Below are 21,214 nucleotides of genomic sequence, written 5' to 3'. Positions count from 1 at the left end.
TAAAAAGATGACTTTTACTAAAGAATTAAGGTTTGCGAACATAGGTCCAAACACGTTCATCATTTGATGTTTCAGGAAACGGGTCGCCTGCTTTAAGTTTAATTTTCTTTGGATTTGTTACATTGCTTCCTGTATCACCAACTTCAATGTAATAGCCATTATTGGGTGCTTTTTTACCTGATTTAAACTGATGATTTTGTCCCACTCTAATCCCCCCTTTTCTATACAAACTTATTATCCCCGTTAGATTGCATCAGCATTAAAGGGAAATTCTTTCAAATCCAACATAAGTCGACAATATTTCCTGGGTAATATGCCGTATTGACTTAAGTTTTTGACGATTGTATGAACTTATTCTACAGATATTGATAATTATTCTTTGTTAACAATATAATTATAGTATTATCTAGGGAATCTCATTAACCATGTCTTGCATTTTTGGAAATTCAATATGTACCTTTAAAGGTGGTTATAGTATGCAGTCAGTAAAAGAAATGCCGGTAATATTATCTCATCTCTTTGAGACCGTTCATCATATAAAAAAAATTAAAAAAGGACAATTTCTATTTCAGGAAGGTTCTCAAGCCGATGAAATGTATTTAGTTCAAAGCGGGATCCTTCAAGTCAGTAAAATCATTCCGGACGGACGTGAACTAACCATTAGAATGTGCTCTAAAGGAGATTTTATTGGCGAGTTAAATTTATTCTCCTCTTCTTCACGCTATTTACTAAGTGCTCGAGTGGTAGAGAGCGGTGAAGTAGCTGTCATTATGAAGGATGTTTTAGAGGAAAAGCTATCCCAAGATCTTGCCCTTTCCTTTGAATTTATCCAATGGATGAGCCTGCAATTTCGAAAAACGCAAACTAAATTTCGTGATTTAGTCCTCCATGGAAAAAAGGGAGCGTTGTATTCGACTCTAATTCGCATCAGTAATAGTTATGGAATGAAAACAGATCAGGGAATACTCGTAGAATTACCATTTACGAATCAAGAGTTAGCAAATTTCTGTGGTACCTCCCGCGAGGTAGTCAATCGGCTCCTTAGTGATTTAAGAAAATCAGCTATCCTTTCAATTGATAAAGGTACAATTACCATTCATGATATTGAGTATTTAAAAAAAGAAATCGATTGTGAAGATTGCCCTGTTGAGATATGTAAGGTTGATTAATAAACATAAAAAAATCGGTCAAGCTGACCGATTTTTTTAATTTAGGGTGACAATTTGAATGGCAAGAATAATAAAGATAATGGCTGAATTAACGATCTCATATACGCCAATTTGAAGCGGCGTTAATTTTTTCCCATAAAAGAAATAGGCTCGAAGTAAACTCGGGATATAAGCAATCGCCACGATCCAAAAACCACTAAGGAACCATGCAGCCACTATAAGTAGATGATATGTCCATGAAATCCATTTGAATAGATTGCTTTTCTTCTCTCTAATCATCGTTTTTACATAGAAGGTACAGCCCATAAAAAATAATACTGATGTTAAAAACGGAAAAATCAACGCTTGCTCGTTTATCGCACCGTGCCCTAAGTAACTGCTGGCCAGTCCTGCAATGGAAAATACAATGATTGCACTCATATCATTCATAAATGCACGATCTTTATTTTTTGATGTATAGTAAGCATTTATTGCAAAGAACGGCAGCATCAAAAGACCAAAAAGGACGATAGAAGGCCTTTTGAGCAGCGGAAACAGTAACAGCATTAAGGCTGGTATAATATAAATAATGGTCCATTTGGTATAGAATTGAATCTTTTTCTTTTTAAATAAAAGGAGCATAGGGTAAGTGGCTAAATATAAGAAAATCCAGCCGATAAAAAACGGTACGTCCTGCCAAACAAATCCACCTTTGATAACACCTAACCAAAAGGGAATGATCAGCATTGCCCATGCACCATGTTGTTTGGGTAAAAATAATTTCATCTTTGCTCACTCCTTTTCCTGATAGCCTTACTATAAAAGAGCTGAACAGAAAATAAAGTGAAGATCATCACATTAAATATGAAAAAAAGAAGGCAATTTTACCTTCTTCAATCTTTAGATATGAATGGAAATGCATTGGAACCAATCAGGTTATGGTAACATTGATCATCTCTAGAGTAGCTATCCTCTGATTGGAACCTGCATTTCCAGTCCTTAACTAACTACCTATATTAACAAACCATATAACCCCTGCAAATATTATAATCCGAACCAGACTGTGTTGCTGTGATAAAAGTAACATATATGACAATTTTATTAACTTTTTTCATCACTTTTATGAACATTTTTCAGAATGAATTCAGCAATCCAATGAATCATAGCGTCATCGTTAATAGAGAAAGATGGATACAAATAGTCATTGTTTAATTCTTCTGACCAATAACCGACAGCACAAATTTTGGTTGTTACATCCAATAAAGGCAAGTCCTCTTTATTTCTTAGTAAAAGGAGCTTAGGGTAATCTTTATATTTATAGCCTTCAATTATAATGACGTCAGGTTGAAAAAACTTTATTAATTCTATCTGCTCTTCCAAGCTTAGGTTTTGAGGGTCAGCTTGTAAAATCATTCTGCCGCTCCCTTCGACAAGGGAAGCAAGCGCTCCTGAACTTAGATGTCTTGAAGAGTCCTTTTGTTCCGGTACAGCAGGTTTACCGCCATGGCCGTGATGTTTGATGGTGACTGTTCTTCTTCCTCGGTCTGATAGGTTTTTTATCAGTTTGGTTAAAATGGTTGTCTTCCCACTATTCTGATAGCCAACCACCTGAAAAATAAATGGTTTTACCAAGGCCATACACTACCGACTTGATCATCTAGGAGCAATACCTCGACTTCCGTTCCCGCCATAAACCCTCTAGTTCCGCCTGGAAGGATCATGAATGAGTTTGCACCGGCCAGGCTCATAATAATATTCGACTTGTCCAATCCGCTCGGTGTTTATTTTAACCTTCCCTTATCAATAAAGGTGGCACTTCTAACAAATCTCGTGAACGGGTTAGCTTTTGGAAAATCAACTTCTAGCAAAGCCGTTTCTTTCCGTAAATGGGGTCTGTTAGAATAAAGCTGTTTGCGGATAATCGGGCGGGCAAACAATTCAAACCCCACATAACAAGCAGACGGGTTACCAGATAATCCAAACAGGATTTTTCCATTATAAACGGCAACCGTTGTTACACTGCCAGGACGCATGGCAACCTTATTAAATAATACTTCCGCACCGAGTTTTTCATAAATTCCAGGAAGATAATCGAAATCACCCACGGAAACTCCCCCAGTGGTAATCAGAAGATCTACTTCGTTTAAAGCATGTTTAACCGCTTCAAAACATGTGTCAAATTCATCTGGAAGCTTCCCATAATAATGAACGGTTCCGCCGGCCCTTTCAATTTGAGCTGCAATCATATAGGAATTGCTGTTGCGTATTTTCCCGGGGACTAATTCCTCTTCTACTTCTAATAATTCTGTCCCCGTAGCGAAGAGACCGATCAGCGGTTTTTTTGCTACAGGTACTTCTTTATAGCCAAAAGTCGCCAGCATCGCTTGTATACCTGGGTTTATTAAGGTTCCTTTTTCCACGAGAATTTGGCCTTGTTTTGCATCTTCTCCAATAAATGAAACATTGGTCCCTTTGCTAATTTTCCTTTTCATGGACATATAGGGAATGCCACTTTTTTCAAAGTCCTTAGCTACTTCAAACATAACTACCGCATCTGTTCCATTTGGCATCATTGCACCTGTCATAATTCGAACAGCTTGTTTTTCCCCTACTAATTTAGCAGAGACCATTCCAGCACCAATGTGGTCGATTACTTCAAATTCAACCGGATTTGCTGGCGAGGCTTCCAAAGTATCGATGGAACGAACAGCAAAGCCATCATATGGAGCTCTATCAAAGTGAGGAACATTGTTCGTTGCGATTAGATCTTCTGATAAATAACGGCCGTAGCTTTCATTTATGGAAACATGTTCTGTCACGCCGCTTATTTGATGTTTCATAATTTGTGTTACTGCTTCTCCAATCGAAATTGGATTTCTTCTTTCTAGCAAATAAATCAGCTCCTGCCTAAAACAGATAATTTTGATTCGTTATGTAATGGATTATAACAGCTACTTTTCATTATAAGTCTACAGAAGACTTACAAACGTATCAAATGTCACAAATTAGACGAAAAAGAAAAAAAATAGCCAATGTGTGATACAGGTCACCAATAGTATTCAATATTTCTATTATGCTTAAGTCATAAATAACTTACCTTATCTTTAGGAGGAAATAATCATGACTTTTACCATAACAGCCGATTCATTAGTTAGAGATATTGTTAACGAACTTCCAAAAGCAAGTGATCTATTTAAGAAAAACCGAATTGATTTTTGCTGTGGGGGAAATATCCCATTATCCCAAGCGGCAGAACAAAACGAGCTAAACCTTGATACTATCATTGATGAATTAAAAGATGTCTTTGAAAAGTATGAAAACACTGAGAAAAATGTAGATGTATGGACAGATTCAGACTCCCATACCATTATTAATCATGTGATTACTAATTACCATCGTGTTTCTGAAGAGGAATTAGCTATGCTAAGCCCATATGTTACAAAGGTTTCGCGCGTTCACGGTGAACATCATCCGGAACTTATTAAAATGAATGAGCTTTTTTATGAGTTTAAAAAGGAATTACTTGAACATATGGCAAAAGAAGAAGAAATTGTGTTCCCGCTTATTAAGCAGCTTGCCAATGGTACGGCCGCTAATCCTGAGGAAGCCATTAAAATGATTGTCGAGCTTGAAAAAGAACATGACCATGCCGGAGATCTATTAAGACAAATCCGTGCAGTAACTTCTGATTTTGCCCTTCCTGCGGATGCCTGTGGTACCTACGTTTGGTTTATGCCCGTTTAGAAGCATTAGAAAGCTTAACCTTTATGCATGTACATCTTGAAAACAACATTTTATTCCCAAGATATTTAAGCTAATTGAAGGTCAACCCGCTTACACAGCGGGTTGTTTTTTTTGTAAAAAAATAACCCTCTTTTAAAAAGAGAGTCATCCGCCAATATAGGACATTTCAATTTTTTTACGATTTTTATGGGTTTCCGCTGTTCTTTCATCAGAATATCGATCATCCCGGCCATTCCATATCGCCGTAATCCGCTCGGTTATTTGCTCATCCGTTGCTCCATTTCTCATGAAATTGCGAATATCATGACCGTTTCCATTAAACAAACAAGTAAATATTTGTCCATTTGCAGACAGTCTTGACCGGGTACAGCTGGAACAGAATGACTCTGAAACAGACGTAATAAAACCAACATTAACATCTTTGTCTTTATATTTATAGAGCTTGGCTACTTCACCAAAGTATGCAGGACCAACGGGTTCGAGTTCGAAATGTTCCTTGAGCAAATGGTAAATTTCCTTCTTGGTTACCACGTCATCCATTTTCCAGCCATTTGTTGAACCCACGTCCATAAATTCAATATAGCGTAATTCGAGGTCATGTTCTTTACAATATTCCGCCATAGGAATAATCTCAGTATCATTTAGCCCCTTTTTGACGACCATATTGATCTTAACCCCAAGACCAGCCTGCTTGGCAGCCTCAATCCCCTCCAAAACAGGGGCAGTACTTACACCTCTTCCATTAATTTGACCAAACAATTCATCGTTTAATGTATCAAGGCTGACATTTACTCTTTTTAGACCGGCTTCTTTTAAGTTCTTTGCCAATTTTGGAAGCAGCACCCCATTTGTTGTTAAACCGATATCACTAAGCCCCTCAATCACTGAAAGCTTCTCTACAAGAAGGGGAAGATCCTTTCGAAGCAACGGTTCACCACCAGTTAGCCGTATTTTCTCAACACCTAATCCAACAAAAATCCTTCCTAGCCGTTCAATTTCCTCGTAGGTTAATAAGGCACTTCTCGGGAGAAATTCAAAATCAGGGCCAAATTTCTCCGCAGGCATACAGTACTGACAACGAAAGTTGCAACGATCTATTACCGAAATTCTTAGGTCATGCAAGGGTCTATTTAATTTATCTTTAATAATGGTTTTTTCCATTTATATCAACTCCATTATATTAAAAGGAAGCTCTATATGATGAGTGTAACAGGTTTACACCAAAAAGGCTGTTACTTTATTCACTATTAAAATACATTTATCTATTCTAATCTTAACAGATGTTTCTGATTCGATAAATGATTGTTTTGGAAAGGACAATCCACGATTTTCAAAAGAGCTCTAATTTTCACAACAAAAAACGTGTTAATAAAACACTTTTAGGTTTTCACTATATTGTCATTGTTTACCCATTTTTATGAACCTCTTATCAGTTAGAATAAGATTAACAAACTAAAATACAAATTCTGACTTGTTTATAAATAATTAGAGGTGAATGAGATGACGTTGACAATGAAACCAACCCATTCAATTGAAATAAAAGAATTACTTACATTTGCAGATCGAAAATTTAAAAGTGAAAGAGGGACTTTTCTTTTTCAAGAAGGAATGGTTGCGGAGGAGTTATATATTATCCTTTCTGGCAAAATTCAAATCAGTAAAATTACTTCCGACGGACGTGAACTTTCCTTAAGAATTTGCGGAGCCAATGATATTTGTGGTGAATTAACCTTATTTACGGATAATCCCAAATACTTATTAAGCGCCAAAGTACTTGAAGAAGGCGAAGTTGTTGCCATTAAAAAAGATATTATTGAAAGTGAGATTTTCCAAAACAGCAAGCTTGCATTTGAATTCATGAAATGGATGAGTGATCATTTCCGTAAAACACAAACCAAATTTCGTGATCTTGTCTTAAACGGTAAACGCGGTGCCCTATTTTCAACCCTGATTAGAATGTCCAATAGTTATGGCATCCATAAAGGTCAGGAAATCATCATTGACTTGCCTCTTACCAATCAAGAGCTCGCTAATTTTTGCGGTACATCCCGCGAAAGTACAAATCGAATTCTAAGTGAGTTGAAACGAGATAAGATTATTTCTGTTAAGAAAAGCAAGATAACCATATTAAATTTGCAATATTTAAAGGACGAAATCGGCTGTGAAAATTGCTCAGCAGTATATTGCAATATAGAATAAGATTTTTTTCAAGGCTGTCTCTTTTTTGGAGGCAGCCTTTGTTAATTTGTTATCTTTGTTCCTGTTTTTCTCTTAATGATTTAGGGATATAGACACAGAATGGTTCACTTTCAAGGTAATCACCTGTCATGGCATATGCTCTTGACCTCGAACCACCGCAAACATAGCGGAACTCACACACACCACATTTCCCTTTAAACCCATCTGGATTTCTTAAATCCTTAAAAATAGGGGATTCCCGATAAATTTCTGCTAATGGGGTTTCTCTGACATTTCCAGCTTTGACTGGTAAAAGCCCACTTGGATAGACATCACCAATATGTGATATAAATACAAAGCCGTTTCCATCATTAACGCCTTTAGGGGCGCGTCCAAGTCCATCAATGGAACCTGTTAAGCCTTTTTCAGTAAGGGCAGTCAAATAGTCAATTTCATTTGTTTGTTTATGCGCTTCACGCATTTTTTGCTGAATTACAACGCGGCGGTAATGCATAGCCTCAGTTGTTTTAATATCGAAAGAAACACGTTTGCTTAGGTCATACAGCCATCTCAAAACCTTTTCATGTTCAACCGGTGAAATCATGTCGGTCACTTGGCCTCGGCCTGTTGGTACTAAGAAAAAGACGCTCCAAAGCACACATTTCAATTCCTCAACCATTTTAGCCATTTCCTCCAGAAAATCAACGTTATATCTCGATATAACTGTATTAATCTGAATTGGAATCTCCAGTTCATGCAAATACTTAATTCGTTCCATTGTTAAATCAAAAGAACCGGCCGTTCCGCGAAAATGATCATGAATCTCTGCAGTAGGTCCATCAATACTAAAGGCCCAGCGTGACAGTCCCACCTCTTTTGCTTTTTCGATTGCTTCTTTAGTTACATTTGGCGTGGCGCTTGGAGTCATGGATACCCGGACTCCCTTTTCAACGGCATATTTAGCAATATCAAAGATATCCTCTCTCATTAAAGGGTCTCCGCCTGTAAAGACCAAGATAGGGTTATTCATATCATATATTTGATCAATTAAATTTTTACCTTCTTCTAATGTTAGTTCACGTGGGTCACGAGTATATTGGGCATCCGCACGGCAATGCAAACATTTTAGCTGGCATGCTCGAGTCAATTCCCAAATCACAATAAACGGATCTTTATTAAAGTCTCGATTAAAAGACAATTGAAAACGCCTCCCCAATCTGCTATTTCATTTCAAACAGCTTGATTATCTGTATTATAATGTTGTTTATATTTTAAAAAAGTGAACTATCTCACATGAGGCAAATGATATGTGTATCTTTTGTGACGAAAATTAACTTGCGGTTAACAGTATCAACCATTCTGACTAGAAATTTCCATCTATGCCTGTCTAAATGAGCCTAACTTAGGACTTTTTCCAGTTAATTCAATCTATATAACCCCGTAGAAAAACAAAAAAAACACACGATATATTCCTATAGAATACCGTGTGTTTCTCCTACCCACTATATTTTTCTGCTGTTTAAGATATAGTTAGCACATTATACTTGGAAGCTAAATCTACAAAGTCTGCCATACTACTAATTTTTCCGACCACCAAACGTTCCGCTGCCTCATAGTGGTCAGCACAAGTTTTACAGGCTAAAATATCGACACCTTTTTCTTCTAGTTCCTGCAAATGGACGGAAACAAATGAATCCTCTGTCATCGTTAGCACACCGCTGTTCATACAAAAAACAGCCACAGGAAGTTCTTCCTTTTGTTTAAGGACCGTAAAAAAAGTTTCCAGAATATTTCCACCAAGTGTTTGGTCGCCGCTGCCAAGTTGATTCGAGCTTACCAAAATAACTTTATTTTTCATGTTTATACCTTAACGGATTCCTAAAGCAATTTTTGCGTAGCGTGACATCATATCTTTGTTCCAAGGCGGGTTCCAAACAATATTAACATCCGTATCTTTAATCTCAGGGATATCTGCCAGAGCACGTTTTACTTGGTCAACTATGGTACCTGCCAGCGGGCACCCCATCGCCGTTAGGGTCATGTTAATTGTGACTAATCCCTCTTCATTCATATCAACATCATAAACTAACCCTAAATTTACAATATCTACCCCCAATTCTGGGTCGATAACAAGCTCTAATGCGCCCATTATATTGTCTTTTAACTCTTCATTCATATAATAACACTCCTTTTGGACTTATTTTTTGTTACACACTTAAAACTACCTTGCACTGCTTTTGGTTGGTCTATTCACTTGTGGTAAACTTTAACCAAAAGCATTTACGTAAACAAGTATATCGTTTTTTACAATTAGCTGGTGTGAATTTTTTTACACCTTAGCTAAAAAATTGTTAACATAGTAGATATAGGAATATTCATGTTGGTTTACCTATGAAATACAACCATTCCTTAATGGTAGTGTATCATGTAGACAAGTTTTTTTCTAAAGCAATGCATTTTCTTGATTAATTAAAAAAAGTAGGTGTCCATGTGGCGGAGAAACATTTAATTGCATTAGACTTAGATGGGACATTATTAAAAGATGATAAAACCATTTCCACTAGAAATAAGGCTGTTATTGAGAAAGCAAAAGCAGAAGGCCATATCGTGATGATTGCTACCGGAAGGCCATACCGCTCTAGTGAGATGTATTACCGAGAATTGGAATTAGATACCCCGATCGTTAATTTTAATGGAGCATTTACGCATCACCCGCTCGACCAAAATTGGGGTTTTTATCATGAGCCGCTTGATGTTAAGGTAGCTAAAGACATTGTAGAGGCTTGTAGAAGTTTTCAATTTCACAATATTATAGCTGAGGTAATGGATGATATTTATTTCCACTATCATGATGAAAAGTTATTGGAGCTGTTTAGCTATGGGAATCCCCGGATCACTACAGGCGATTTGGCGAACTATTTAACGGCTTCACCGACAAGTTTGCTTATTCATACGGAAGAAGACCAATTGAAAAAAATCCGGGATCACTTATCTGAGATACATGCTGAAGTTATTGAACAGCGCAGTTGGGCTGCACCCTGGCATGTAATTGAAATTATTAGAAGTGGTTTAAATAAGGCTGTTGGGTTGAAAAAAGCAGCCGACTACTACGGAATTCCTGCGGAGAGAATAGTGGCATTTGGCGACGAGGACAATGATTTAGAGATGCTTGAATATGCTGGTCACGGGATTGCGATGGGAAATGCCATCGACCAAGTAAAAAATATTGCGAAAGGAGTCACCTTTAGTAATGAGGAAGACGGCGTTGGTGAATACTTAGCAGATTTGTTAAATTTATAAGATAAAAAATTCAACTTTCCGCCATAGTTTACCTAAATGAACCGGAGAATAGATGTGCATACTAGGTTTGAGGCAGCAAAGCTGTTTCAATCTTAGCTTTGAGCATATTGGAGGGATTCGAATGGGTAAACGAAACAAATCAAAACGCTTTGTCCAACAAGGAGCCGATACGGTCAGCAAACATGCTGAACGTATTCCCTATCACATGACCTATGCTGAAGCGGAAGCTCAGAAGATGGCCAATGTGCAAGAATCCTCGCTTGGAGGAATATAACATGGGAAACCAATTGTTCCAGGAAGCCAGACGATTTGTGGAGATGGCGCAATCCGCCAGCCCTGCTGACCTTGATTCTGCTGTAGCAAAAGCAAAGAATGCCCTTAGTTCTGCCTATGCCAATTCGACTGTAGCAGAACAAGCCCAGCTCCAACAAATGCAACAAGAGCTAGATCAGATTAGATAGTAGAACAAAAGCGCAAGCGCCCACTAAAATGGGCGCTTGCTCTATTTTTTTATTCTCTCCGAAAAAAACCATAAACCCCTGTTGTTTGCACGATGTTCGTAAAGGCATTAGGATCGACTTCATGAATGATTCTTTCTAAATCAAACAGTTCATATCGAGTTATGACAATCATCAGCATTTCTCTCGTTTCATTCGAAAAGGCTCCCTTAGCTGGGATCATCGTAATTCCTCTTACAAGAGAAGCGTGAATGGCCTTTTTCATTTCATCTGCCTTTTTTGTAACGATCATTGCTGTTAACTTGGCATGTCTTGTATGAATAGCATCAATTACCCTGGTGGAAGTATATAAAGTAACAAGAGTATAGAGTGCTTTTTCCCAGCCATAAAGGAAACCAGCCGTAATAATGATAATCCCGTTTAGGACAAACATATAAGGACCAACGGGTTTGTCTTTCATCCGGGAAAGAACCATAGCAATAATGTCAACTCCGCCTGTGGAGGCACCCCATTTTAACGTGATCCCTACCCCAATTGCCAGAATAACTCCCCCAAATACAGCATTAAGTAAAATATCATGTGAAACTTGTTTAATGGGAATCATTGATAGGAATAAGGAAGTAAGTAAAACACTCAAAAAACTGTAAACGGTAAATGATTTCCCGACCTTTTTCCAGCCGAGAATCGCAACCGGAATATTTAAAAGCAACAATAAAAAACCCATCGAAACATTGATAGCAGTATAATCACTTAATACCTTTGAGAGTAATTGAGCGACACCAGTAAAACCGCTGGAATAAACATTCGCTGGTATTAAAAATAAATTCATGGCGAGTGCATTTATTAATGCACCAGCGATTACAATCACGATTTTTTTAGTTTGGAGCCAAAGCAATAGAATTCCCCCTAAACTTTAAAATTTAGCTATAATGACTTCTCCATTTAGAAATTGTAATTTTAAGATGAAACCGATAAACTTAAAAGTAAATGAACTATATGATTGGAAAGCAGGTGTACATTTATGACAGTAAAAATACTTGCTGACAGTGCATGTGATTTACCGTTAAATTTTTATAATGAAAATAATGTTGTATTATTCCCATTAAAGGTACAAATTAATGACCAAGATTATGAAGATGTAAAAACAATTGATCCGAAAACGGTTTATGATACGATAAGGAGTGGGGATGTTCCAAAAACCTCTCAGGTTTCTCCCCTTTTATTTGAAGAAGTTTTTACAGAAATGGCTGAGAAGAATGAAAATGGCATTTACATCGCCTTTTCCTCCGAGTTATCCGGTACCTATTCAACCGCTGTTATGATTCTTGACCAAGTGAAGGAAAAATATCCAGACTTCCAATTAACCATTGTTGATACAAAGTGTGCATCGCTTGGAGCAGGTCTGATTGTTATGGAAGCAGCTAAGCTTTCACTGCAAAATGCATCAAAAGAGGAAATTTTAGCGGATGTAAGATACAGATGTGAACATATGGAGCATATTTTTACTGTTGAGGATTTGGATTACTTAGCAAAAGGAGGCAGGGTTTCTAAGGCTTCTGCTTTTCTTGGCGGTTTGCTCAATATTAAACCGCTTTTAAATATGGAAGAGGGAAAACTTGTTCCGATTGAGAAAATTAGAGGACAAAAGAAAGTATTCCGCCGGATTATTGAAATTATGAAGGAACGTGGTTCCCGTTTGGATGAGCAAATCATCGGAATAAGTCATGCAGATACGGAAGCAACTGCGCAGGAAGTAAAAGAGATGATTATGAATGAATTCCATCCCAAAGAAGTCTACATCTCCTCGATCGGCTCAGCAATTGGATCCCACACAGGTCCTGGTACGATTTCTATTTTCTTTTTAAATTAATATAATTCGAAAAAAGAGCGGATTTCCCGCTCTTTTTTTGTTTAGCTGCAACGCCTAGGCTTGTTCAATGCGCTGCAGCTTTTCTTATTTGTGATCCGTTTTCTTTGAGTATTGATTTTTTCCTGCTTGGCGATTTTTTTCACGAAGCATATTTTTTTCATGTCGTAATGCATTATTGTCTTGTGCTTTTTTATCATTATCAGAAGTGTGCGGCATATCCATACTCCTTTCTATATTTCATGCAAGACTTATTGTCTGTCATTTCGAAAAAGAGTATGTAAGCAACCTTTAATCTTTTTTTTCATAGGTCCAGCTGCCTTCCTGATAGACCTTTCCTTCTTTGATTAATTTTCCTAATGCCCGCTTAAAAGCCCCTTTACTTAAGCCGAAGCGTTCTTGGATATCCTCAGGCATACTTTTATCATTATAAGGCATCGCTCCATTACGGCTCATCAAATATTCGTAGATTTTCTCTGCATCTGTATCTTGGGACTCTTCTTTTCGTGCAAGTAATGAGACATTGATCGTTCCATCTTCCTTAACGTCAATGATCCGCCCTTCAACCTTTTGACCTAACCGAGGTTCAACTTTACGCTGTGATTCATGGATAAATCCTTTAAAGCCCTCAATTGTGTAAACCCAGCTTCCGACCTTAGCGGTTCGATAAATATGCCCTTGTATATTTTTGTTAAAATCCTTTCTTGTTGCTTCAATTGAGATAGATTGGATTACCTGGTCGCTTGCCAGCCGGGCATACAACAAGTTACTGCGATTCACCCTCAAAGTAATATAAACCATGTCCCCAACCTTCGGCCACACGGACTGATGTGCAGGGAGGTCATCTGCACCTAACAAAATATCCTTCGGAAGGCCGATGTTTAAAAATACACCAATTTTTGGATTTGTATCTGTCACTTTGACCCATGCATAGGTTCCGACCGAAAGCTCTGGTATGGTCATGGAAGCGGAAATTCTTCCCTGAGAATCAGTAAATAAAAAAACCTCTACCTCATCCCCTTCCGCCAATTCATGCTGTGCCTGGTTTTTATGCAATAAAACATCCTCATTACCATCTGATAAAAAATAACCAAAGTCTGTAATTCGGGCTACGTTTAATGTGGTAGACTGACCAATCAATTCTGTTAAAGACATCTATTCTAACTCCTTTTTTCTATTTAAGGCGCTTTCGCTTTTCTTCTTGTCAGCTTCAGCGCTTTCGCTTTTCTTACTGTCTAGCTGCAGCGCCTAGGGGCTCGGGGTCATAAGCCAATCCGTCGAAAAGGTTAAAGAACAACCTTCCCGCCGGCTCGTCTTATGCCTGTCGCCCCTGTTCAAGGCGCTTTCGCTTTTCTGACTTGTTTGAACTGATTTATTTTACTATAATGTACCCGTAAAGGGAAACTTTAGCAGATAATGTATCAATTAATTGGAGGGATGGCTATGTCTAAAGACAGCTCATTTGATATTGTATCCAAAGTAGACTTTTCTGAAGTCACCAATGCAATCACTCAAACGATGAAAGAAATTGGAACACGATATGATTTTAAGGGCAGTAAAAGTGAAGTATCACTTGATAAAGAAGAACTTGTTCTTGTTTCAGATGACGAATATAAAATGGACCAATTAAAAGATGTATTATTTAGTAAATTAATTAAACGTGGTGTGCCTGTTAAAAATTTGGACTATGGTAAAATCGAAAAGGCATCCGGTGGCACTGTTCGCCAACGGGCAAAAATTGCCCAAGGAATTGACAAGGAAAACGCTAAAAAAATTAATACCATTATTAAAAATAGTGGTGTAAAAGTAAAGAGCCAGGTTCAGGACGATCAAGTCCGGGTAACCGGCAAAAGCCGTGATGATCTGCAAAGAATTATTTCCTTAGTACGTGAAGCTGATCTTAGTATTGATGTTCAATTTATAAATTATCGATAAGAAAACTCCGAGGAGTAAGGAGTTTTACTATTCATTAAGGCGGGTAATATTAAAGGCGTAAGGAAAAATCATCCTTCGTCTTTTTTATTTTGGTCATGAATTTGACTCTTTTTTCTCACACTAACAGTGAATGACATTGGGAGGTTAAGAAAATGAGTAATAATCAAAATCAACAAAAAAGCACCTTTCCGCCACAACACCAGAATCACCAGCCTGGAGTAGAAAGTGAAATGAATCCTCGTCCACTCTCAGTAGATCCTCATTATAAACCGGGCGGAAAACTTGCAGGTAAGACAGCCATTATTACGGGAGGCGACAGCGGCATAGGCAAATCCGTTGCGATTTATTTTGCAAAGGAAGGGGCTGATGTCGCGATTGTTTATTTAAACGAACACCAGGATGCTGAGGAAACAAAACAGCTTATTGAAGCAGAAGGCCGCAAATGTCTCTTATTTTCCGGCGATATTGGTTCCGAAGATATCTGTAAAGATATTGTGAGCAAGACGATGAACGAGTTTCAAAAACTTGATATTCTTGTCAACAATGCCGCAGAGCAGCATCCACAAAAAAGCTTATTAGATATTACATCATCACAGTTGGAAAAAACTTTCCGAACTAATATTTTTTCCTTCTTTTACATGACCAAAATGGCGCTGCCCCATTTAAAAAAGGGAGCATCAATCATTAATACGGCTTCCATCACCGCTTATCATGGAAACGAACAATTATTAGACTATTCTGCAACGAAAGGAGCAATTGTCTCCTTTACACGTTCATTGGCGATGTCGCTGGCAAAACAAGGGATCCGCGTGAACGGAGTTGCTCCAGGTCCAATTTGGACGCCTTTAATCCCATCAACGTTCCCAGAGGATCAAGTAGAAAAATTTGGTTCAGATACACCTCTAGGAAGAGCTGGACAGCCGCATGAACTCGCACCGAGCTACGTATATCTGGCCTCCGATGACTCTTCTTACGTAAGTGGGCAAATGATCCATGTTAACGGTGGTACCATTGTAAATGGTTAAGAAAAAAAAGCGTAAGCGCCCTGGTCACTTTCTTGATTTATAAAAAAATCGGCGGAGATGTCTCCGCCGATTTTAACTAGTCTACTTTCACTTTTCTCCCACGCTTAATAACCAATAAAAGGAAAATTAAAGATAAGACCCCCACTCCAACTAAGGCTGCAATAAAGGTAAAGTTAATGCCGCTTTTTTCAGTAAGGACATAGATTTCCGAATTATCCCGGTCTACTATAAGGATGTAGTCATTCTTGTGACTGCGGACTATATCCCCGGCAAGTAAACCACGAAGTTCCTTATCAGGAGCTAATTGCTTTTCCGTTAAAATCACCTTTTGTGATTTTGTGGAATTATTAATCGCAATAATCGAAGTTTCACCTTTATAAACGCGCTTATAAACAACCATCCCGCCTTTATCATAGAGCATTTTCATGGTCCCTCTTGTTAAAGAAGGCAGCTTATTTCTTAATTCAGAAATTTTGGTGGTATAGTCAATCAGGTCCTTCTCCGTCCGGAAGTTCATTTGCCTGCGATTATCAGGAGTTTTGCCGCCATTTAAGGCAATGTCCGTTCCATAATAATAAATCGGTATACCTGGGGTTGTATATAGGTATGTCAACGCAGTTTTCCACCGAGAACCTGGAAATTGTCGTTTCTCCACGATATCAGCCGTAAATCTTGCCGTATACTCATTATCAAAAAAGTTCGCTATTAATTCTGGCTTTCCATCATGATTTGAAGATAAGTCCAAATCAGAAAAGGATTGGTTCGTGGTGGCAAACGCCTTTCTTAAATTCTTACTTTTCGCATTATCGAATACGCTGTCAATTCCTGCGTTTTGATACTTAGCTGTATCTATTGCGGCATTATCCTGCGGGACACCCATTAAGAAGAAATCCTTTTTCTCTTTCTTAACGGCATTTGAAAAATCAGTCCAGAAACTTAATGGAACTTGATTGACCTCTGGCAGGCTATACCCGTCGATATCCGTTTTGCTAATCCACCATTTGGCGGCATCTATCAGATATTTTTTTACTTCAGGGTTGTCCTGATTAAGGTCAGGCAAACCATCTACCCAGCCATTCGTCCCTTCAGCCATTTCCTGATTGGGGTGATACCAATTCTTTTTAGCAGGATCACTTACCCACGGATGATCCGCAGCGGTATTATTAGCCACAAAATCAATAATAACTTTCATTTTTCGCTTATGAGCTTCTTTTACAAGCTCCTGAAAAGTCTTGATTGTGCCAAAATGCTCATCGGTTTTATAAAAATCCTTTACCCAATAACCATGGTACCCATTTTCGGTATTATCAAAGATTGGAGTTAGTCGAATGGCTGTAAAGCCCATATCATGTATGTAATCTAATTTGTCAATGATCCCCTGAAAATCACCGCCATTGTATGCTAAGGGGTTTTTCGCGTCTACATTAAAGTCATTTTTTATGTTCCCATCATTAAAACGGTCCACCATAAGCGAGTAAATGGATTCATCCTGCCATAAGCGGTTTTCCTTTTCTATTTCCGCATGAGCAGGAAGGCTTGAGCAAAGTAAAAAGGTTAATAATAATAACGTTATTTTTTTCACGGCTTTTTCCTCCTTAAAAAAGGAAGAGGAAAGGTTCCCTCTTCCACTAAACATTTTAATCTAATCCTGCTTTTATTCCAAATTTTAATAATAATTTTTAAATAATTTTCCTTGAAATTGAAAGGCCTAATTTACGATATTAATATTATAGTTCTTAAACCATGTATGGAACTGAACAAGATAGGCTAATAATTGCGGACCCGTCATTAGCTGGCCGAACCACGGCTCCTTAAATGATTTTCCGCCAGTCTCTACAATACTTTGAAGTTGTTCCTTTTGGAAAAACTCATGCAATATCGAAGCTTTATCCTGTAATATGGTCCCCATCCATTTTTGTATAGCGGCAGTATATTCCGGATTATGCGTCTTTGGATATGGACTTTTTTTGCGATAAAGGACTTCTTCAGGCAGAATCCCTTCAAAGGCTTTGCGGAGAAGTCCTTTTTCTCTGCCTCGATACATTTTCATGTCCCATGGAATATTCCACAAGTATTCTACAAGACGATGGTCGGCAAATGGTACCCGGACCTCAAGGCTGGCCCCCATACTCATTCTATCTTTTCGATCAAGTAAGGTCGTCATAAACCAGGTCATATTAATATAGAATAATTCTCTCCGCTTTGCTTCTTCAATGCTTTCGCCTTCCAATTTTGGCGTTTCAGCAATGGCCTGTTGATACTGATTCATAGAAAATTCACTTAAATTTAATTGATCCCGCCAATACGGCTTCAAAAGATTTTGCCGCTCATTTACGGAACGCATCCAGGGAAAACCTGGCCGCTCTAAATCCTGTTTACGATGAAACCACGGATATCCGCCGAAAATCTCATCTGCACATTCTCCAGACAAACTAACAACAAAATCCTTTTTAATTTCTTTACAAAACCATAGTAACGAGGAATCGACATCCGCCATTCCAGGAAAATCTCGAACAGCAGTGGCCTCTACAAGGTCGTGAACTAATTGTTCTTGTGAGATGGTTTTGTTGTGATGCCGGGTAGCAAACTTTTCCGTCATCATTTGAATGAACGTTCCGTCTGCATCGGGCTGAAATTCATTCGAGGTGAAATGCAGGTCATTTCCTTCATAATCAATCGAATAAGTATGAAGCTGCCCCTTTCCCTGATCTGCAAATCCTTTCGCAGCAATCGCTGTGATAATACTAGAATCAAGGCCGCCGGATAAAAAGGTGCACAATGGTACGTCGGAAACAAGCTGTCTTGTTACTGCGTCCGTAACTAAGTATCGTACCTTTTCGGCTGTTTCCTCCACATTTTCCTTATGTTCCTCACTCTTTACATTCCAATAACGCCAAACCTTTAAGCCATTTCGTGACAAAGTTAAAGCATGGGCAGGCCGCAGTTCTTGCATCCCTTTGAAAATACCAGATCCTGGTGTTCTAGAAGGACCTACTCCAAGGACCTCTGCCAGCCCCTCATGAGTGATCTCTGTTTTGATTTCCGGATGAGCTAGAATAGCCTTAATTTCTGATGCAAAGATAATCCCTTTTTGATGTTCTGTAAAGAATAACGGTTTGACGCCAAGACGGTCTCGTCCGATAAAGAGCTGTTCTCTTTTCGGATCCCAAATAGCAAAAGCAAAGATTCCATTTAAATGATTGACGCACTCTTCCGCCCATTCTATATAGGCAGTTAACAGTACTTCTGTATCAGAATGACCTTTAAACGAATATCCTTTAGTAAGAAGGATTTTGCGAAGATCTTCAGTGTTATATAATTCTCCATTGTAGCAAATGGTGTAATCAAAACCCTCTTTGTGTTTGGTCATTGGCTGTCTGCCGCCTTCAGGGTCAACCACGATCAGTCTTTTATGACCAAAGCAGGCGTGTGTATCCTGCCAGGTATTTGTTTCATCTGGACCTCTTTTTGCCAATGTATTCGCCATTTTCACTAGGGTTTCCGTTTCGTTTTTTATTACTTTATTAAAATTAACCCATCCTGAGATTCCGCACATTCGCATCTCACTCCCTTACAAATAAATAACTGAACAGGTATTACATGCTCTATACTATTCAGCCCAGATTAAATGGTTAATTGTCCTAAAATAGAATGATCCAAATGCTACATGGAACACGGATTCTTCCGAATAAAAATTTTTATACTTAAGATTTCAAAAAAAACCTGGTTATAAAAAGGCATGAAGATGTCAAAAAAGAAAAATGAAAGCAACTGTGTACGGAGGTTAGAGATGAATCGACAACAACGATTAAAACTATATGATTTTCAACAAAGAGCTTACAACGTAGGAACCGTTGAACAAATCAATGATCAATGGATTTTTTTCGATGAGGAAACAGAAGAAGCCACGATGTTAGATGATTTTGTTCATCAAGAAATTGAGGTTTTCCGGCTGAACCGTTGGAAGAAAGGGATCGTGGGTGAACCCGGAAAGATTCATTGTGGGAAGGAAGCGATTATGCTTCGTGATCACGATACGATTAGAATGAAAAAACATTTAATTTATTCTCTTGAGCGCCTTTTGGATGGAGTGAATGATGACGCCTTTTTCCAGTTCGTTACAACATTAAATTCATTAAATTTTTCCATTTATGACTGCATCTACTGTTATAACCATTTATCCTTCTTATCGGACGAAAATCGAAAAGATGGCGTGAATTTTATGGTATTTGATAATCAGGAACAAATTTGTAACGTACAGCATCATTTTTGCTACTTTGAAAAAGTCAATGATCGGTTTGAATTCACGTTAAACACTGGGAAACGGTTAGTGATAGAAAAAATGATTTCATAAAAACCAAAAGGCTGGAAACTCCCAGCCTTTTGGTTTTTAACTTCCTATATATTTCGCGTAAAGCTGTTTTGCTTTTATTATATCATTTGTCCCATGGATGAGAACGCGGGCATCCTTAAAGACCACAATGGTTACTCCATCATCCGGAGAAAAACGGAGTAAAAATTCGTTAACTGATACTTTTTCACTTTTTTGAAGGTTCTCTGCTGTCTTCTTTAGGTCTAACTCTCTTTTATGTCTTGGGCTGATTTGCACTGTATCGCGACCGCAAAGTGTTGTATACGCTACCTGATGGTCCGAGGAGCGGTCTAAAAAATCAAAATGGCCTTGTCCACATGTAGGACAATTAGGATTCCTGCCTTGTGAAATATCCATTTGCATGGAAGATAGGTCCCAAATATCAATTTGTTCTAGATTAGGAGTGGTTTCTGCTCCCACTAATAGCTTCATTGTTTCCATCGCCTGAAAAGATCCGATGATATCGGTTAAGGGTGACAAAACCCCCACTGTATCACAAGTCTCTCCATTGCCGCTCGGAACATTAGGAAAAAGACAACGGTAACAGGGGGTTACTCCCGGTTTAATGACAGCAAACATTCCCCGTGAACTTACTGCTGCTCCATGTACCCAGGGAATCCGATACTTGACAGCGACATCATTAATTAAAAAACGGGTCATAAAATTATCAGTTCCATCAACGATAACGTTCATACCTGTTAATAACTCTTCGGCATTGTCCAGATTTAAGTCAGCTATAACGGCATCAACCATAACAGTCGAATTGATATCCTTCAGCTTTTCTTGAGCGGCGATGGCCTTTGGAAGCTGCTTGCGCGCATCCTCCTCTGTATAGAGAATTTGCCGCTGCAGATTGGACCATTCTACTAAATCCCGATCGATTAACCTTATATATCCTACCCCAGAGCGAACAAGATGATTAGCAATCACCGTACCAAGTGCCCCTGCCCCAACGATTGCCACCCGGCTCCTCAGCATATTCCTCTGCCCTTCTTCCCCAATACTCGGAAAAAGGATTTGTCTCGAATACCGTGCTAAATCATTCATGAGCTTCCTCTTTTCTCTAACGACTTCAGGTCCAACGATAATACTATTATCTTATCAAATAAATATCTGATATTACTAAACTTTTTTAATTTTAATAATAATTGTAAAAGTGTATAATAGAAATTGGATGAAAAGCTAAA

The 21,214-nt window shown here is 38.3% G+C and carries 23 protein-coding genes and 1 pseudogene; 10 read left to right on the top strand and 14 right to left on the bottom strand.

Translation table 11 applies throughout. From position 1 onward, the window contains the following. Window positions 1–25 precede the first annotated feature (25 nt). Window positions 26–205: a YjzC family protein gene (locus J7E81_RS01120; RefSeq protein ID WP_215040208.1), complete on the bottom strand. Its 180-nt coding sequence runs from the start codon at window positions 203–205 to the stop codon at window positions 26–28. A 271-nt stretch (window positions 206–476) separates the two neighbouring features. On the opposite strand from J7E81_RS01120, the gene J7E81_RS01115 reads away from it, so the two are divergent. Then, complete coding sequence (locus J7E81_RS01115; RefSeq protein ID WP_215040207.1) at window positions 477–1,169, top strand: Crp/Fnr family transcriptional regulator; 693 nt, start codon at window positions 477–479, stop codon at window positions 1,167–1,169. A 36-nt stretch (window positions 1,170–1,205) separates the two neighbouring features. Here J7E81_RS01115 and J7E81_RS01110 read toward each other — a convergent pair whose 3' ends face one another. The 3 genes and pseudogenes from J7E81_RS01110 to J7E81_RS01100 form a co-directional block, all read right to left on the bottom strand. Next, window positions 1,206–1,934, bottom strand: coding sequence for a YwiC-like family protein (locus tag J7E81_RS01110; protein ID WP_215040206.1), 729 nt, complete (start codon window positions 1,932–1,934; stop codon window positions 1,206–1,208). 315 nt (window positions 1,935–2,249) lie between these two features. Then, window positions 2,250–2,786: a molybdopterin-guanine dinucleotide biosynthesis protein B gene (gene mobB / locus J7E81_RS01105; protein ID WP_215040204.1), complete on the bottom strand. Its 537-nt coding sequence runs from the start codon at window positions 2,784–2,786 to the stop codon at window positions 2,250–2,252. Further along, a pseudogene (locus J7E81_RS01100) lies at window positions 2,774–4,039 on the bottom strand (molybdopterin molybdotransferase MoeA). Before J7E81_RS01100 ends, mobB begins: the two are co-directional and overlap by 13 nt. 229 nt (window positions 4,040–4,268) lie before the next feature. Here J7E81_RS01100 and J7E81_RS01095 point away from each other — a divergent pair. Further along, on the top strand, window positions 4,269–4,892 hold the full coding sequence (locus tag J7E81_RS01095) for a DUF542 domain-containing protein (RefSeq protein ID WP_308162110.1): 624 nt from the start codon (window positions 4,269–4,271) through the stop codon (window positions 4,890–4,892). Window positions 4,893–5,036: 144 nt separating this feature from the next. Here J7E81_RS01095 and moaA read toward each other — a convergent pair whose 3' ends face one another. Continuing rightward, the gene (moaA, locus tag J7E81_RS01090) at window positions 5,037–6,053 is read right to left on the bottom strand and encodes a GTP 3',8-cyclase MoaA (RefSeq protein WP_215040203.1); all 1,017 of its coding nucleotides are present in this window, start codon (window positions 6,051–6,053) and stop codon (window positions 5,037–5,039) included. 339 nt (window positions 6,054–6,392) lie between these two features. Here moaA and J7E81_RS01085 point away from each other — a divergent pair, with 339 nt between their 5' ends. Further along, a complete protein-coding gene (locus J7E81_RS01085; RefSeq protein ID WP_215040202.1) occupies window positions 6,393–7,091 on the top strand; it encodes a Crp/Fnr family transcriptional regulator in 699 nt (232 codons plus the stop codon). A gap of 49 nt (window positions 7,092–7,140) precedes the next feature. Here the strand turns inward: J7E81_RS01085 and J7E81_RS01080 are convergent, their stop codons facing one another. The 3 genes from J7E81_RS01080 to J7E81_RS01070 all read right to left on the bottom strand — a co-directional run bounded on the left by J7E81_RS01080 (window position 7,141) and on the right by J7E81_RS01070 (window position 9,246). Next, the gene (locus J7E81_RS01080; protein ID WP_215040201.1) at window positions 7,141–8,268 is read right to left on the bottom strand and encodes a TIGR04053 family radical SAM/SPASM domain-containing protein; all 1,128 of its coding nucleotides are present in this window, start codon (window positions 8,266–8,268) and stop codon (window positions 7,141–7,143) included. Window positions 8,269–8,589: 321 nt separating this feature from the next. Beyond that, window positions 8,590–8,928 (bottom strand): DsrE family protein, encoded by a 339-nt coding sequence (locus tag J7E81_RS01075; RefSeq protein ID WP_215040200.1) that lies wholly within the window; start codon window positions 8,926–8,928, stop codon window positions 8,590–8,592. 9 nt (window positions 8,929–8,937) lie between these two features. Then, window positions 8,938–9,246: a metal-sulfur cluster assembly factor gene (locus J7E81_RS01070; protein ID WP_215040199.1), complete on the bottom strand. Its 309-nt coding sequence runs from the start codon at window positions 9,244–9,246 to the stop codon at window positions 8,938–8,940. 314 nt (window positions 9,247–9,560) lie between these two features. Here J7E81_RS01070 and J7E81_RS01065 point away from each other — a divergent pair, with 314 nt between their 5' ends. From J7E81_RS01065 to J7E81_RS01055, 3 genes are all read left to right on the top strand, one after another. Beyond that, a complete protein-coding gene (locus tag J7E81_RS01065) occupies window positions 9,561–10,370 on the top strand; it encodes a Cof-type HAD-IIB family hydrolase (RefSeq protein ID WP_215040198.1) in 810 nt (269 codons plus the stop codon). A gap of 121 nt (window positions 10,371–10,491) precedes the next feature. Further along, window positions 10,492–10,644 (top strand): hypothetical protein, encoded by a 153-nt coding sequence (locus J7E81_RS01060; RefSeq protein WP_180230019.1) that lies wholly within the window; start codon window positions 10,492–10,494, stop codon window positions 10,642–10,644. 1 nt (window position 10,645) lies between these two features. Further along, window positions 10,646–10,831 (top strand): DUF3813 domain-containing protein, encoded by a 186-nt coding sequence (locus J7E81_RS01055; protein WP_215040197.1) that lies wholly within the window; start codon window positions 10,646–10,648, stop codon window positions 10,829–10,831. 49 nt (window positions 10,832–10,880) lie between these two features. Here J7E81_RS01055 and J7E81_RS01050 read toward each other — a convergent pair whose 3' ends face one another. Then, window positions 10,881–11,723, bottom strand: a complete 843-nt coding sequence (locus J7E81_RS01050) for a YitT family protein (RefSeq protein WP_215040195.1) — start codon at window positions 11,721–11,723, stop codon at window positions 10,881–10,883. Window positions 11,724–11,849: 126 nt separating this feature from the next. Here J7E81_RS01050 and J7E81_RS01045 point away from each other — a divergent pair, with 126 nt between their 5' ends. Then, window positions 11,850–12,698, top strand: coding sequence for a DegV family protein (locus tag J7E81_RS01045; RefSeq protein WP_215040194.1), 849 nt, complete (start codon window positions 11,850–11,852; stop codon window positions 12,696–12,698). A gap of 84 nt (window positions 12,699–12,782) precedes the next feature. Here the strand turns inward: J7E81_RS01045 and J7E81_RS01040 are convergent, their stop codons facing one another. After that, window positions 12,783–12,914: a DUF3941 domain-containing protein gene (locus J7E81_RS01040; RefSeq protein WP_215040192.1), complete on the bottom strand. Its 132-nt coding sequence runs from the start codon at window positions 12,912–12,914 to the stop codon at window positions 12,783–12,785. Window positions 12,915–12,986: 72 nt separating this feature from the next. Beyond that, the gene (locus tag J7E81_RS01035; protein ID WP_215040190.1) at window positions 12,987–13,850 is read right to left on the bottom strand and encodes a CvfB family protein; all 864 of its coding nucleotides are present in this window, start codon (window positions 13,848–13,850) and stop codon (window positions 12,987–12,989) included. A gap of 288 nt (window positions 13,851–14,138) precedes the next feature. Here J7E81_RS01035 and J7E81_RS01030 point away from each other — a divergent pair, with 288 nt between their 5' ends. Both J7E81_RS01030 and J7E81_RS01025 read left to right on the top strand, forming a co-directional pair. Continuing rightward, a complete protein-coding gene (locus J7E81_RS01030; protein WP_215040189.1) occupies window positions 14,139–14,630 on the top strand; it encodes a YajQ family cyclic di-GMP-binding protein in 492 nt (163 codons plus the stop codon). 152 nt (window positions 14,631–14,782) lie between these two features. Then, a complete protein-coding gene (locus tag J7E81_RS01025; protein WP_215040187.1) occupies window positions 14,783–15,655 on the top strand; it encodes an SDR family oxidoreductase in 873 nt (290 codons plus the stop codon). Window positions 15,656–15,731: 76 nt separating this feature from the next. On the opposite strand, the gene J7E81_RS01020 is transcribed toward J7E81_RS01025, so the two are convergent. Both J7E81_RS01020 and asnB read right to left on the bottom strand, forming a co-directional pair. Continuing rightward, window positions 15,732–17,237, bottom strand: coding sequence for an alpha-amylase family glycosyl hydrolase (locus J7E81_RS01020; RefSeq protein ID WP_215040185.1), 1,506 nt, complete (start codon window positions 17,235–17,237; stop codon window positions 15,732–15,734). 126 nt (window positions 17,238–17,363) lie between these two features. Further along, entirely contained in the window at window positions 17,364–19,211 is a 1,848-nt protein-coding gene (gene asnB, locus J7E81_RS01015; protein ID WP_215040183.1) for an asparagine synthase (glutamine-hydrolyzing), read from the bottom strand. Window positions 19,212–19,445: 234 nt separating this feature from the next. Here asnB and J7E81_RS01010 point away from each other — a divergent pair, with 234 nt between their 5' ends. Then, entirely contained in the window at window positions 19,446–20,009 is a 564-nt protein-coding gene (locus tag J7E81_RS01010) for a DUF2777 domain-containing protein (RefSeq protein WP_215040181.1), read from the top strand. Between the two features lie 36 nt (window positions 20,010–20,045). On the opposite strand, the gene J7E81_RS01005 is transcribed toward J7E81_RS01010, so the two are convergent. Continuing rightward, window positions 20,046–21,074 (bottom strand): ThiF family adenylyltransferase, encoded by a 1,029-nt coding sequence (locus J7E81_RS01005; protein ID WP_215040180.1) that lies wholly within the window; start codon window positions 21,072–21,074, stop codon window positions 20,046–20,048. Window positions 21,075–21,214: the final 140 nt, after the last annotated feature.

The sequence above is a fragment of the Bacillus sp. ISL-18 genome, from assembly GCF_018613415.1.
GTDB lineage: Bacteria > Bacillota > Bacilli > Bacillales > Cytobacillaceae > Neobacillus.
The sequence above is the reverse complement of the archived record's forward strand: the minus strand, read 5'-3'. Positions and strand labels throughout refer to the sequence as shown.

Bases quoted from the DNA above. Each gene is read 5' to 3' on its own strand.
- J7E81_RS01115 (WP_215040207.1), top strand. From the start codon at position 477: ATGCAGTCAGTAAAAGAAATGCCGGTAATATTATCTCATCTCTTTGAG.
- J7E81_RS01110 (WP_215040206.1), bottom strand. From the start codon at position 1,934: ATGAAATTATTTTTACCCAAACAACATGGTGCATGGGCAATGCTGATC.
- mobB (WP_215040204.1), bottom strand. From the start codon at position 2,786: ATGGCCTTGGTAAAACCATTTATTTTTCAGGTGGTTGGCTATCAGAAT.
- J7E81_RS01095 (WP_308162110.1), top strand. From the start codon at position 4,269: ATGACTTTTACCATAACAGCCGATTCATTAGTTAGAGATATTGTTAAC.
- moaA (WP_215040203.1), bottom strand. From the start codon at position 6,053: ATGGAAAAAACCATTATTAAAGATAAATTAAATAGACCCTTGCATGAC.
- J7E81_RS01085 (WP_215040202.1), top strand. From the start codon at position 6,393: ATGACGTTGACAATGAAACCAACCCATTCAATTGAAATAAAAGAATTA.
- J7E81_RS01075 (WP_215040200.1), bottom strand. From the start codon at position 8,928: ATGAAAAATAAAGTTATTTTGGTAAGCTCGAATCAACTTGGCAGCGGC.
- J7E81_RS01070 (WP_215040199.1), bottom strand. From the start codon at position 9,246: ATGAATGAAGAGTTAAAAGACAATATAATGGGCGCATTAGAGCTTGTT.
- J7E81_RS01060 (WP_180230019.1), top strand. From the start codon at position 10,492: ATGGGTAAACGAAACAAATCAAAACGCTTTGTCCAACAAGGAGCCGAT.
- J7E81_RS01055 (WP_215040197.1), top strand. From the start codon at position 10,646: ATGGGAAACCAATTGTTCCAGGAAGCCAGACGATTTGTGGAGATGGCG.
- J7E81_RS01045 (WP_215040194.1), top strand. From the start codon at position 11,850: ATGACAGTAAAAATACTTGCTGACAGTGCATGTGATTTACCGTTAAAT.
- J7E81_RS01040 (WP_215040192.1), bottom strand. From the start codon at position 12,914: ATGCCGCACACTTCTGATAATGATAAAAAAGCACAAGACAATAATGCA.
- J7E81_RS01035 (WP_215040190.1), bottom strand. From the start codon at position 13,850: ATGTCTTTAACAGAATTGATTGGTCAGTCTACCACATTAAACGTAGCC.
- J7E81_RS01030 (WP_215040189.1), top strand. From the start codon at position 14,139: ATGTCTAAAGACAGCTCATTTGATATTGTATCCAAAGTAGACTTTTCT.
- J7E81_RS01025 (WP_215040187.1), top strand. From the start codon at position 14,783: ATGAGTAATAATCAAAATCAACAAAAAAGCACCTTTCCGCCACAACAC.
- asnB (WP_215040183.1), bottom strand. From the start codon at position 19,211: ATGTGCGGAATCTCAGGATGGGTTAATTTTAATAAAGTAATAAAAAAC.
- J7E81_RS01010 (WP_215040181.1), top strand. From the start codon at position 19,446: ATGAATCGACAACAACGATTAAAACTATATGATTTTCAACAAAGAGCT.
- J7E81_RS01005 (WP_215040180.1), bottom strand. From the start codon at position 21,074: ATGAATGATTTAGCACGGTATTCGAGACAAATCCTTTTTCCGAGTATT.